General features: G+C 70.3%; 9 protein-coding genes. All 9 read right to left on the bottom strand.

Annotated elements, in window-relative coordinates:
- Positions 1-257: 257 nt before the first annotated feature.
- Positions 258-1,031 (bottom strand): cell division protein FtsQ/DivIB, encoded by a 774-nt coding sequence (locus ACPCUW_RS20260; protein ID WP_195075530.1) that lies wholly within the window; start codon positions 1,029-1,031, stop codon positions 258-260.
- 46 nt (positions 1,032-1,077) lie between these two features.
- Positions 1,078-2,523 (bottom strand): UDP-N-acetylmuramate--L-alanine ligase, encoded by a 1,446-nt coding sequence (gene murC, locus ACPCUW_RS20255; protein ID WP_063017892.1) that lies wholly within the window; start codon positions 2,521-2,523, stop codon positions 1,078-1,080.
- Between the two features lie 98 nt (positions 2,524-2,621).
- A complete protein-coding gene (murG, locus tag ACPCUW_RS20250) occupies positions 2,622-3,797 on the bottom strand; it encodes an undecaprenyldiphospho-muramoylpentapeptide beta-N-acetylglucosaminyltransferase (protein ID WP_423426444.1) in 1,176 nt (391 codons plus the stop codon).
- On the bottom strand, positions 3,794-5,317 hold the full coding sequence (gene ftsW, locus ACPCUW_RS20245; protein WP_423426443.1) for a putative lipid II flippase FtsW: 1,524 nt from the start codon (positions 5,315-5,317) through the stop codon (positions 3,794-3,796). The genes murG and ftsW overlap by 4 nt, the downstream gene beginning before the upstream one ends.
- Positions 5,314-6,777, bottom strand: a complete 1,464-nt coding sequence (murD, locus tag ACPCUW_RS20240) for a UDP-N-acetylmuramoyl-L-alanine--D-glutamate ligase (protein WP_063017874.1) — start codon at positions 6,775-6,777, stop codon at positions 5,314-5,316. The genes ftsW and murD overlap by 4 nt, the downstream gene beginning before the upstream one ends.
- A gap of 48 nt (positions 6,778-6,825) precedes the next feature.
- Positions 6,826-7,902, bottom strand: coding sequence for a phospho-N-acetylmuramoyl-pentapeptide-transferase (gene mraY, locus ACPCUW_RS20235; protein WP_030514716.1), 1,077 nt, complete (start codon positions 7,900-7,902; stop codon positions 6,826-6,828).
- Positions 7,899-9,419, bottom strand: a complete 1,521-nt coding sequence (locus ACPCUW_RS20230; protein WP_423426442.1) for a UDP-N-acetylmuramoyl-tripeptide--D-alanyl-D-alanine ligase — start codon at positions 9,417-9,419, stop codon at positions 7,899-7,901. The genes mraY and ACPCUW_RS20230 overlap by 4 nt, the downstream gene beginning before the upstream one ends.
- Entirely contained in the window at positions 9,416-11,101 is a 1,686-nt protein-coding gene (locus ACPCUW_RS20225; RefSeq protein WP_423426441.1) for a UDP-N-acetylmuramoyl-L-alanyl-D-glutamate--2,6-diaminopimelate ligase, read from the bottom strand. Before ACPCUW_RS20225 ends, ACPCUW_RS20230 begins: the two co-directional genes overlap by 4 nt.
- Positions 11,102-11,284: 183 nt before the next feature.
- Positions 11,285-13,094 (bottom strand): peptidoglycan D,D-transpeptidase FtsI family protein (locus ACPCUW_RS20220; protein WP_423426440.1); only part of this gene is annotated, 1,810 nt, incomplete at its 5' end.

Here is a 13,094-nt window from a genome sequence, read left to right as displayed (position 1 = left end):
CCGTCGCGATCCGTGCGCAGGCGCGCCGACACGAGGGTCAGAATCTTGTGTGATCCGTCTCGTCCGAGCCCGTCGGGCATGGTACCGCAAACGGCCGCAGCAAACACCGAGATCGAGTCTCGATATCCGCACGACCGCGGATTCACCGGCCCCGCACGCGACTGCGGCACCCGGACGGGCCCAGGTGCCACGGCCATCACGCACGGCCATCGACTCCCGGCCGCCGGTCGAAAACCGCAACGGCACAACGAGTGTCACTATCTTACCGTTACCAGATCGGGACTCGAAACGTCGAATACCGTTCCCGGGCGCGTCAGCACCGGAAGCACCACCGCGGCTTTGCGTTCGGAGTCGTCCGCACCGCCCCAGACCACCGTACGGTCGTCGCGCAGCTTCAGTTCAATATCCGAAACCGACCGCGCCACAACCTCTCCCACCTGCGCACGAAGCGCCGGCGGGGCGGCGTCGAGAACCGCGACCGCGGCCCGGGTCACCGGATCGGCGCTGCCGGGGTGGTCGGTGACCAGCTTCGCGACGCCCGGCGGCGGCGGTTCGATCGCGAATTCGACACTGTCGGCGTCGAGCAGATGCGGTCCCTGCGGACTGTCGAAGAACACCACCGCGGCGCGCTCGTCCACCGTGACCCGCACCGTGGACGGAAACACCCGCTGGACCCGCGCCGCCCGCACCTTCGGCAGCGACGCGACCCGGCGCGCGATCGCGTCGGTGTCGATGCGCAGCATGGAGCGGCCGCCGGGGATCTGCAGCACCGCGCGCACATCCTGTTCGGGCACCGCGGACGCCCCCTCGACCTGCACGGTGCGCACCGAGAGCGCGGGAGTGAAGTAGGCGACCACGAGCAGCCCGATCACCACGACCACGATCGGCGCGCCCCACAGCAGGATTCGCCGCCACCGGCCGTCGAAGGGCAGCCGCGCGCGGGTCCCGGCGCGGCGGAGACGGTTGTCGCCGTCCGCGAACTCGTCCTCGGCGTCCGGATCGGACTCGTCGATCGTCGCGCGGCGTGTCATGTCCACCTCCCTCTCCGGCCGGCACCGCCGGGCGGGGGCGCCGTGTTCACCGTCCCGTCGACGGGCGTACCCGCAGTCCGTCCAGAATCTGCCCGCCGAGCATCGTCACGTCGCCGGCTCCCATGGTGATCACCACGTCCCCCGCACGCGCCAGGCTCGCGGCCTGCCGGCCCACCCGCGACATATCCGGTTGGTAGTGCACGGGTTTGGTGACCGCCTGAGCCACCAGTGCGCCGTTGACCCCGGGCAGCGGCTTCTCGCGGGCGCCGTAGACGTCGAGGACCACGACCTCGTCCGCCAGCGACAGCGCGGCGCCGAACTCCTCGGCGAAGGTGGCTGTGCGGCTGTACAAATGCGGCTGGAACACCACGATCACCCGCCCCTGCCGGGAGCGGGCGCCGTCGGCCGCCTCCTGGCGGACCAGTTCGGCCGCCGCGCCGAGCACGGCCCGCACCTCGGTCGGGTGGTGGGCGTAGTCGTCGAAGACCCGCACCCCGTTCTCCCGGCCGACGAACTGGAAGCGCCGGTGTACGCCGCCGAATCCCTCCAGGCCCTGCAGGATTTCGTCCACGTCGGCCCCGGCGTCGCGGGCGGCGAGCAGCGCGGCGAGGGCGTTGAGGGCCATATGGCGGCCGGGCACCGACAGGCGCAGCGTGCGCGGCGCAGGTTCGTCGCCCAGGTGCACCGTGGCCACACCGCCCACGTCGCGCGGCTCCCAGGCCACCAGCCGGGCCTGCATCGGCACCGGCACGTCGACCGTTTCCGCCGAGCCGTAGCCGGCCACCCGGATATCGAGTTCTCCGGCCGCCACTCGCTCGGCGACCCGGCGGGCCAGTGCCAGCGAGCCGGGGTCGTCCAGGCAGACCACGAGCAGTCCGCCGGGGACCAGTCGGGCCACGAAGTCGTCGAACACCTGGACGTAGGCCTCGTCGGAGCCGAAGAAATCCAGATGATCGGATTCGATGTTGGTGACCACGGCGACGTCCGGATCGTATTGCAGCAGCGAGCCGTCCGACTCGTCGGCCTCGGCCACGAAATAACCGCCGGTGCCGTGATGGGCGTTGGTGCCCGCCTCGTTCAGCTCACCGCCGACGGCGAACGACGGATCGAAGCCGCAGTGCTGCAACGCCACGACCAGCATGGAGGTGGTGGAGGTCTTGCCGTGGGTGCCCGACACCAGCAGGGTGTGGTGGCCGCGCATCAGTTCCGCTAGGACCGTGGGACGCATGAGCACCGGCACACCGCGCCGATTCGCCTCGACCAGTTCGGGATTCGTCTTCGGGATGGCGGCATAGGTGGTGACCACCGCACTCGGGCCGCCCTCCAGCAGATCCAGCGCACTCGCGTCGTGGCCGATGCGGACCTGGGCCCCGCGTGCCCGCAACGCCAGCACGCCGCGGCTCTCCTTGGCGTCCGAGCCCGACACCTCGCCGCCGCGGGCGAGCAGAATCCGCGCGATCCCCGACATGCCGGCACCGCCGATGCCGACCATGTGGACCCGCCGCAACAGTTCCGGCAGTTCGGCGGGAGCCTGCCCGGTGTGGTTCACCGGGTCCGCGGCTCCCACTGCGGCCGTCTCGTTTCCTCCGGTCACCGTCCGGTCACCTCCAGCACGATTCGCGCCACCGTATCCGCGGCGTCGCGATGTCCGGCACCGGCGGCGGCGACCGACATGTTCGTCAGCGCGGCCGGGTCGGTGAGCAGCGCGATCACCTCGTCCATCACATACTTCGGCGTCATCTCCGCATCGGCGACGATTCTGCCACCGCCCTGCGCGACGATCGGGCGGGCGTTGAACTCCTGCTCGCCGTTGCCGTGCGGCAGCGGCACGTAGAACGCCGGCAGGCCGACCGCCGACACCTCGGCCACGGTCATCGCGCCCGAGCGGCACACCGCGGCGTCGGCGGCGGCATAGGCCAGATCCATCCGCGACAGATACGGCACGGCAACGTATTTCGCGCCGTCGCGACCGGATTCGGTATCGATGCCCTCCAGATCGAGGGTGTTCTTGGGACCGTGCGCGTGCAGCACCGAGATACCGGCCGCCAGCAGTTGCGCGGCCGCGCCGGACACCGCCTCGTTCAACCGGCGCGCGCCCTGGGAGCCACCGAAGACCAGCAGCACCGGCCCCTGCTGGGGCAGGCCGAAGTGGTCGCGGGCCTGGTTGCGCAATCCGGCCCGGTCGAGGGTGGCGATCGAGTCGCGCACCGGAATTCCGACCACCTCGGCGTCGGCGCGCCCACGTGCGTGCACACCCGAATTCGGCACGGCGGCGAGGACACGCGCCGCGCGGCGGGCGCCGAGCTTGTTCGCGATCCCGGCCTTCACATTGGCCTCGTGCACCACCAGCGGCACCCGGCGCGAGCGCCGCAGCACTCCCCCACCGGCCGCGAGGTAGGCGGGCACCGAGACGTAGCCGCCGAATCCGATGATCACATCGGCCTCGACCGCGTCGATCACCGCGCGGGTGCGGGCGACCGCGGCGCGGACCCGGCCGGGCAGGCGCAGCAGGTCGACGGTGGGTTTACGCGGCAGCGGGACCGGCGGAATCAGCTCCAGCGGATAGCCGCGTTCAGGGATCAGCGTCGTCTCCAGCCCGCGCTGGGTGCCCAGTGCGGTGATCCGGATCGAGGGATCCAGCCGGCGCAGTGCGTCCGCGACCGCCATCGCGGGTTCGATATGCCCGGCCGTGCCCCCACCGGCGACGATCACCGAGAGCGTCCGTTGCCCGGAACCCGTCGTGCCGCCGCTCTCGCCGGTTGTCACCTCGAATTACCTCGTTCTCTCGCATGTGTCATCGGATAGCTGGGCTCCCAGGCCCGGGTCGTGCGCCACGACGACGCTCCACGCGCCTCCCGCCGTCCGGCGTCGGCGCTGCGTCGTCGTGCCGAATCCGAATCTATCGACCGCCGGGGTATCGCCGCACCCCCACCCCGCGCCTGAGCGGCCCCGCGGGACGTGCCCGCGCCGCGCGAGCGACCGGATTTGTCCGACCGCTTGCGCGCCGGCGGCAGTTCCCGCCGGCGCGGGCCGGAGACCGCGCGGGCCCGGCCGGCGCGAGCGGGTGCGTAGGTTTCCGGGATCGGCAGCCGCAGCAACCGGCTGAACCGCCCGTCCTGCCCGGCCTTCAACGCGGCGATCGCCTCGGGTTCGTGCCGGGCCGCGCTCGCGATCAGGCCGAACATCATCAACGTGATCGCCAGCGACGAACCACCGGCCGACACCAGCGGCAATTGCAGGCCCGTCACCGGCAGCAGACCCACCACGTAGCCGATGTTGATCAGCGCCTGCCCGGTGATCCAGGTGGTCGCGGCCGCGGTCAGCAATCGCAGGAACGGATCGGCCGACCGGCCGGCGATGCGCAGGCCGACGAAGACGAACAGCGCGAAAAGGCCCAGCACCAAGGCACATCCGAGAAATCCGAGTTCCTCGCCGATGATGGCGAAGATGAAGTCGTTGTGCGCGTTGGGCAGATAACTCCACTTGGCCCGGCTCTGGCCGAGCCCGCGCCCCCAGATCCCGCCGTCGGCGAGGGAGAACAGCGCCTGGCGCGCCTGATAGCCGATGCCCTGCGGATCGTCGCCGGGATTGAAGAACGCGCGCATGCGATCGGAGCGATAGCCGGCCGACAGCGCCAGAATTCCCGCCGCGACCGCACCCGAGACCGCGATGGTCACGAACAGCCGCACCGGCAACCCGCCGAACCACAGCAGCGCGACCAGCACCAGGCCGACCGCGATGGTCGTCGACAGGTTCGGTTCCAGCACGATCAGCAGACAGACCAGCAGACCGGCCGGCACCAGCGGCACCAGAATGTCCTTGTAGCCGGTCTGGTCGCTGCGGCGGGTCGCCAGCAGGTGCGCACCCCACAGGATCAGGGTGACCTTCACGATCTCCGACGGCTGCACCGAGACGAATCCGAGGTCGAACCAGCGCCGCGATCCCTGCACCTGCGAACCGATGCCGGGAATCAGCACCAGCACCAGCAACAGCACCGACGCCGCGAACAACGGGAACGACAACTGCCGCAGCACGCGCATCGGGATCCGCAGCGCCACGTAGAACAGCGCCGCGCCGAGTGCCGCGAAGAACGCCTGCTGCATGAACAGCGAATACGCCGAACCGCCGTCGGCGTAGGCCTCCACGCTGGACGCCGACAGCACCATCACCAGCCCGAGCACGGTGAGCAGGGTGGCGATGGTGACGACCAGGTGGAAATCGGCCAGCGGGCGCGCCAGCCAGGCACCGAACCAGGTGCCCACGGGCTTGCGCGCCGGTTTCGTCACTGCTGGCTCCCGATATCTCTCTCGTCCAGGGCCTGCACCGCCGCCACGAAACTGCGGCCGCGGTGGGTGTAGTCGGCGAACATGTCCAGGGAGGCCGCGGCCGGGGCGAGCAGGACGGTGTCACCGCGCCCCGCGTATCCGGCGGCGATGCGTACCGCGCGGGCCATCACCGCGTCGGCGCCGTCGATCTCGGCGACCAGAGAGGCCGTGGAGGGTTCCCCGCTCATCTGTGCATCGTCACCCGAACCGAGCTCGACCACCGGGACATCCGGCGCGTGTCGCGCCATTGCCGCCGCGATGACCGGCGCGTCCTGACCGAAAACCACCGCGGCGACGAGACGCTCGGCGACCTCCTCGATCAGATCGTCGATATGGGCGCCCTTGAGCTGACCACCGGCGATCCACACCACCTGCGGATGCGCCAGGATCGAGGACCGCGCGGCGTGCGGATTGGTCGCCTTCGAATCGTCGACGAATCCGACTCCGGCCAGTTCCCGCACGAAGGCGGCGCGATGTGGGCCCACCTTGTGCTCGGCCAAGCCCTCCTTGACGAACTGCGGGGCCACGTCGATAGCGCGAGTCAGCGCGGCCGCGGCCAGCGCGTCGGCGACACCGGCGGGTCCGGGCGGGCTGATGTCGCCGACCTCGGCCAGGATCGCGGCCTTGGTGAAGGCGCGGTCCAGCAATTTACCGTCGACCACGCCGAGTTCGCCGTCGGCCGGCACCCCGATCCGGAATCCGACGGTGCGGCGCGCCTTGGACTTTCGCGCCAGCGCGGCGGCGACGGGGTCGTCGAGGCCGACCACGCCGACCCGTCCGGTCAGGGCACGCGCCTTGGCCGCGGCGTAGGCGTCGAGGCCGCCGTGCCAATCCAGATGATCCTCGGCCACATTCAGCACCACGCCTGCCTCCGGGCGCACCGACGGCGCCCAGTGCAGCTGGAACGACGACAGCTCGACCGCGAGGATCTGCGGTCCCGGGGTGCGGCGCAGCGCGTCCAGGATCGGCAGCCCGATATTGCCGCAGGCGACGCTGGGCAATCCGGCCGCGCGCAGGATGGCGTGGGTCATCTGGGTGGTGGTGGTCTTACCGTTGGTTCCGGTGATCACCAGCCATTTGCGCACCGGACCGTAGAGCCGGGCCTGATCCACCCACCAGGCGAATTCCACATCGCCCCAGACCGGAACGCCCTCGGTGACCGCGGAGACCAGCACCGGCGAACCCGGCCGCCAGCCCGGGCTGGTGATGACCAGCGCGAACCGTTCCAGCGCACCGGGTTCGACGAGTTCGGCCGCGGTGGCGGTGTCGAGGCCGAGTTCGGCGGCCTCGGCCATCGCCTTCTCCCCGGCGTCGGTGACGACGGGGCGGGCGCCGATATCGCGCAGCGGCTCGATCAGCGAGCGGCCCGACACCCCCCATCCCGCGACGAGAACGTCACGGCCACGCAGAAATTCGAGCATGGGACCCGGTGATCGCAGGGCCCGCGGAGTATGTTCGACCATCGCTGCTTACCCGACCTGAGAGAGGTATTCGCTGTAGAACAAGCCCAGACCCACCGCCGCCGCGATTCCGGCGAGCAGCCAGAACCGAATGATGACCGTCGTCTCCGCCCATTTGCTCAACTCGAAATGGTGATGGAACGGCGCCATCTTGAACAGCCGGTTGCGGGTGGTCCGGAACACCGCCACCTGCAGCACCACCGACACGGTCTCGGCGACGAACAGCGCGCCGATCACGACCATGAGCAGTTCGGTGCGGGTGGTGATCGACAATCCGGCCAGCAGGCCACCGAGGGCCAGCGAACCGGTATCGCCCATGAAGATCTTGGCGGGAGCCGCATTCCACCACAGGAATCCGACGCACGCCGCCGCGCCCGCGGCACACACCAGCGCCAGATCCAGCGGATCGCGCACGTTGTAGCAGCCGGCCTCGGCCTTGAACTCGCAGGCGTGGTAGTACTGCCAGAACGTGATGATCACGTAAGCGCCCAGCACCAGGCTCATCGAACCCGCGGCCAGGCCGTCCAGGCCGTCGGTCAGATTCACCGCGTTCGACCACGCGACCACGACCAGGCAGACGAATGCCAGGAAGATGATCACGCTCATCGAGACGGTGTTGATCTCGCGCACGTACGACAGATGCCGGCTGGCCGGGGTGCGCCCGCCCGCGCCGCGGAACTGCAGCGCGAGCACTCCGAAGATCACCGCGGCGCCGAGCTGGCCGATGTACTTACCGGCGGCGGTCAGGCCCAGGTTGCGCTGTTTGCGCAGTTTGATGAAGTCGTCGATGAAGCCGACCACGCCGAGCGCGGTGGCCAGACCGAGAACCAGCAGACCCGAGACCGAGGGCCCGTCGGCGTGATAGCCGATCCCGATCAGATGCGAGCCCAGATATCCGGCCCACATGCCGATCAGGATCGCGACGCCGCCCATGGTCGGGGTGCCGCGCTTGGCCTGATGACTCTCGGGGCCGTCGATGCGGATCTCCTGGCCGAATCCGCGCCGGGCGAACATGCGGATCAGCAGCGGCGTCAGCAGGATCGATACCGCCAGCGCGATCCCCGCCGCGAACAGAATCTGCCTCATCCAGCTGCCTCCGTGCCCTGCCCACCCGATGCGAGCACGTGCTGCGCCACCGCCCACAGACCGGCGGAGTTCGACGCTTTGACCAGTACCACGTCACCGGCCGCGATCTCGTTGTCCAGCAGGGCGATCGCGGATTCGATATCGGGTACGAGGATCGATTCCTCGCCCCACGAGCCTTCCATGACCGCGCCCTGGTGCAGCGCGCGGGCCGGGCGCCCGGTGCCGACCACGATCAACCGGTCGACGTCCAGCCGCACCGCGAGCCGTCCGATGTTGTCGTGTTCGACGACCGATTCCTCGCCCAGTTCGGCCATTTCGCCCAGGACCGCCCAGCTGCGCCGGCCGCGCGGCGCATCCGGCGTACCGCCGGCGCGCGACATCGACACCAGCGCCTTGAGCGCGGCGCGCATGGAATCCGGATTGGCGTTGTAGGAGTCGTCGACGACGGTGACCCCGTCGGCCCGGGTCCGCACATCCATCCGGTGCGCCGAATCGACCGTCGCACCGGCCAGGGCCCGGGCCACGGTGCCGAGATCCGTACCGCATTCCAGCGCCACGGCGGCCGCGGCCAGCGCGTTCGAGATCTGATGCTCGCCGTACACCGCCAGATGCACCTCGGCGTGAGACCCGTTGGCGTGCAGGGTGAATCGCGCCCGCGCCTCGGAGTCGAGCACGATGTCGGTGGCCCGCACGTCCGCGCCGGATGCCTGACCGAAGGTCACCACCCGGGCCCGGGTCCGCTCGGCCATGGCCGCCACCCGCGGGTCGTCGGCGTTGAGCACCGCGACGCCGGTGGGCGGAAGCGCTTCCACCAGTTCGCCTTTGGCCTGCGCGATGGCGTCCCGGCCGCCGAACTCACCCAGGTGCGCGGTGCCGACGTTGAGGACGACACCGATCCGCGGGGGTGCGATCTCCGTCAGCGCCTTGATATGGCCCGGACCGCGCGCGGACAGTTCCAGCACCAGGAAGCGGGAGTCGGCTCCCGCGCGCAGCGCCGTCCACGGATGGCCCAGTTCGTTGTTGAAGGATCCGGGCGGGGCGACCACCGCGCCCAACGGCGCGAGCACGCGCGCCAGCAGGTCCTTGGTGGAGGTCTTTCCGGCCGAACCGGTCACCCCGACCACATTCAGGCCGGCGACGGCCAGCCGGTCCACACTCGCCCGCGCCAATTTCGCCAGCGCCGCCAGCACCGCGGCGCCCGAGCCGTCGGTGTCGTGGGCCAGCACATAGGAACGATTCGCCGACGCGCCGGCCGCGGGGGCGAAGGGTTCGACCACGATCGCCGGCACGCCGACCGGCCGCGCCGCCAGCACCGCCACCGCACCCGAGGCCACGGCCTTGCCCGCGTAGTCGTGCCCGTCGACATGCTCCCCCGGCAGGGCCAGGAACAGGTCGCCGGAATTGATTCGGCGCGAATCGAATTCGACCGCACCGGTCACCGTCACCGCGGGATCGCCCACATCGTGCAGCGTGCCGCCGACGATCTCGGCGATCTCCCGCAGAGTCATTTCGATCATGAAACCGTCAGGTCTTTCGTTTTACGTTCCAGGGCCTGTCCCAGCACCTCACGGTCGTCGAACGGATACTTCACACCCGCAATCTCCTGCCCGGTCTCGTGTCCCTTACCTGCCACCAGCACCACATCCCCCCGCCGTGCCCACTCCACGGCGGCGGCGATGGCGGCGGCCCGATCGCCGATCTCGCGCACCTCACCGCGTTCGGCCTCGGCGATGCCCAGCGCGCCCGCGCGGATCGCGGCGCGGATCTCGGCCGGATCCTCGGTGCGCGGATTGTCGTCGGTGATGACCAGCAGATCCGCGCCGCGCGCCGCGGTGGCGCCCATCAGCGGCCGCTTACCGGCGTCGCGATCGCCACCGGCGCCCACGACCACGGCCAGGCGGCCGCCGGAGTCGCGCAGATGCCGGCGCAGCGTCGCGATCACCGATTCCACCGCGGCCGGCTTGTGCGCGTAGTCGACGAGGGCCAGGAAATCCTGTCCCGCGTTCACCCGCTGCATCCGGCCGGGCACATCCACCTCGCCCAGCGCCGCGGCCGCCACCGCCGCGTCGACGCCCGCCGCGGCGCACACCGCGATCGCGAGCAGGCCGTTGGCGATGTTGTAGCGCCCGGGCAGCCGCAGCCGCGCCGAAATCTCACCCGCGGGACCGATCGCGGTGAACTGCTGCCCGCCGTCGGCCGGCGCGGCGGCGCCGGTCACCGTCCATTCCGGTTCGGTCTCCCCGGTCGGGCAGTCCGCGGTCGCCACGGTGACGACCCGGGCGCGCCCGCCCGCCTCCCGCGCCAGCCGCCGGCCCCAGGCGTCGTCCACGCAGATCACACAGGTGTCGGCCGCGACCTGTCGCTGCGGCGCGCCCGGATCCGGGACGAACAGCCGGCGCTTGGCGGCGAAGTAGTCCTCGAAATCGGCGTGGAAGTCCAGGTGATCCTGCGACAGATTCGTGAACGCGCCGACGGAGAAGTGCACACCGTCCACGCGGCCCAGCGCCAGCGCGTGGCTGGACACCTCCATCACCACGGCCTGCACGCCCTGTTCCACCATCAGCGCGAACATCGCGTGCAGCTGCGGCGCCTCCGGTGTGGTCAGCGCGCTGGGCACCCGGCGGTACTCGACGGCGGCGCTCGCACCGGCCTCGGTCTCCTCCGGATTCGGATCGACGCGCCGCGCGATCCGCGTCTCGATCGTGCCGATCAGCGCGGTGGACAGCCCGGCCGCGGTCAGGCCCGCCTCCACCAGATACGAGGTGGTGGTCTTACCCGAGGTGCCGGTGATGCCGATGACCTGTAGTCGCCGCGAGGGGTGACCGTACACAGCCGCCGACAGTTCGCCCAGTACCGCGCGCGGATCGTCGTGCACGAGCACCGGCACATCCAGTTCGCCGATCAGCTCCGCCCCCGCGGCGTCGGTGAACACCGCGACCGCACCGCGCTCCACGGCGTCGGCGGCGAAGCGGGCGCCGTGGGCCTTGGCGCCGGCCAGACCTGCGAACAGGTCACCGGGCTGCACGGCGTTCGAGCGCTGTTCGATGCCGGTGATCTCGATCCCGGCCGGGTCGCCGGAGTTCAGCCGCGCACCGGTCAGTTCGGCAACGGCCTGCACCGGCGTCGACAACGCAACGGCGGGGCGAAGCACCTGCGGGCTGGGCTGCACGGGCACCAGGCTCCTTTCGTGGGCGCACATCTGTGCATCGGGTCGAGATTCGGGGTCGGGGAGTCAGGTTACCTGTGGGCGATCGACGGCCACGCAGCGTGGCCGCCTCGCGCGCACCGGGTCCCCGGACTCACCGCGCCCGCACCCGCCCGTGCGGCGGGCCGCAGACGGACACCCACGGTTCCGAAACCGGACATTCAGGCGCACACACCACTACATCGCCTGGAGCACAAGCTGTTTCGGCGGCACGGTGGACGGCGGAATCCGATCGCGCTGCAGCGCCCAGGAGGCGATGCTGTGGAACAGCGGCGCCGCCGACTGCCCGCCACTGCCGTCGGTGCTGCGCACGGGGGCGTTCAACATGATGCCGATGACGTAGCGCGGATTGTCGGCCGGGGCGATCCCGGCGAAGGTGATCCAGTAGCGATCGCTGGAATAGCACTGGCATTTGTCGTCGATCTGCTGCGCGGTTCCGGTCTTCCCGGCGATCTGATAGCCCTCGATCGCCGCGGGAGCGCCCGTACCCTGCTGATAACCCATCGGATCGCGCTGCACCACGGCCTGGAACATCTGCCGCAGCGTACTCGCGGTCTGCGGGCTCACCACCCGCACGCCGTCCGGCTGCGGTTCGCCGGTGCGGTGCCCGTCGGGGCCGATCACGTCCTTGACGATGCGCGGCGGGATCCGCACACCGTCGTTGGCGATGGCCTGGTACATCCCGGTCATCTGCAGCAGCGTCATCGAAAGGCCCTGTCCGATGGGCAGATTCGCGAACGTCGAGCCGGACCACTGGTCGCGCGGGGGCACGATGCCGCCGCTCTCGCCGGGCAGTCCGACACCGGTGCGCTGCCCCAGGCCGAAACGCTTGACCATATCCGCGAAGCGGTCCTCACCGACTCGCTGCGCGAGCATCAGCGTGCCCACATTCGACGACTTACCGAAGATGCCGGTAGTGGTGTAGGGCATCACGCCGTGCGACCACGCGTCGTGCACGACCACGCCGCCCATGTGGATCTCACCGGGGACCTGGTGCACCTCGTCCGGATTGGTCAGGCCGTACTCGATGGAGGCCGCCGCGGTGATGATCTTGTTCACCGAACCGGGCTCGTAGGCATTGGTCACCGACGGATTGCCGATATCGGCCGAGGCCCAGAACTTCGGATCCTGCGCCGGATTGAAGGTGTTGTCGTTGGCCATGGCCAGCACCTGGCCGGTGTGGGCGTCCAGCACAACCGCTGAGGCGTCCTGCGCGCCGGATTTGTCCTTGGCCTCCTGGACCTGCTGCTGCACGTAGTACTGCAGATCGGAGTCGAGGGTCAGTTCGACATCGGAGCCGTTGACCGCGGGCACCTTGTCGCGCTCGCTGCCGGGGATGACCGCCCCGTCGGAGCCGCGATCGTAGGTGTGCGAGCCGTCGGTGCCGGCCAGCGTCGCGTCCATCGACGCCTCGAGCCCCACCTGGCCGTGCCCGTCCCAGCCGGTCGCGCCCACCACGTTGGCCGCCAGCGCGCCGCCCGGATAGACCGGCGTGTCCTGACGTTCGGTCCCGACTTCGGGGAACTTCTCGGTGATCTCGTCGGCGACCCGGGAGTCGACGTTGTAGGCCAGATAGGTGAACTGGTCGTCGCTGCGCAGTTTGGCGAGCAGTTCCGCTTCGGGGGGCGCGTCCTTGCCCAGCTTCTCGTGGATCGTCTTGGCGATCTCCTCCAGCCGCTTGTCGACCTCGGGCGCCTTGTCGCTCTTCGCCCGCGCGTCGGCCAGATCCTTGCGCACGGCCACCGGCCGGAAGTTGAGCTTCTTGGTCACGACGGTGAACGCGAGCCTGCGGCCGTCCCGATCGAGGATGGCGCCGCGTTGCGCCCAGTCGGTCTGATGCACCGTGCGCTGGCTGGCCGCCTCGGCCGACAGGTTGGGCGCGGAAAACGTTTGCAGCCAGAGCAATTGCATCGCGACGACGAGCAGCGCCACCAGCATGAGGACGCGCCCGACTCCGAACCGCAGCCGCGTGGAGGCATCCGCGCGC

The sequence above is a fragment of the Nocardia sp. AB354 genome (assembly GCF_049538315.1).
Lineage (GTDB): Bacteria > Actinomycetota > Actinomycetes > Mycobacteriales > Mycobacteriaceae > Nocardia > Nocardia nova.
The sequence above is the reverse complement of the archived record's forward strand: the minus strand, read 5'-3'. Positions and strand labels throughout refer to the sequence as shown.

Bases quoted from the DNA above. Each gene is read 5' to 3' on its own strand.
- murD (WP_063017874.1), bottom strand. From the start codon at position 6,777: ATGCTCGAATTTCTGCGTGGCCGTGACGTTCTCGTCGCGGGATGGGGG.
- murC (WP_063017892.1), bottom strand. From the start codon at position 2,523: ATGGTCGGCATCGGCGGTGCCGGCATGTCGGGGATCGCGCGGATTCTG.
- ACPCUW_RS20230 (WP_423426442.1), bottom strand. From the start codon at position 9,419: ATGATCGAAATGACTCTGCGGGAGATCGCCGAGATCGTCGGCGGCACG.
- ACPCUW_RS20225 (WP_423426441.1), bottom strand. From the start codon at position 11,101: ATGTGCGCCCACGAAAGGAGCCTGGTGCCCGTGCAGCCCAGCCCGCAG.
- mraY (WP_030514716.1), bottom strand. From the start codon at position 7,902: ATGAGGCAGATTCTGTTCGCGGCGGGGATCGCGCTGGCGGTATCGATC.
- ACPCUW_RS20260 (WP_195075530.1), bottom strand. From the start codon at position 1,031: ATGACACGCCGCGCGACGATCGACGAGTCCGATCCGGACGCCGAGGAC.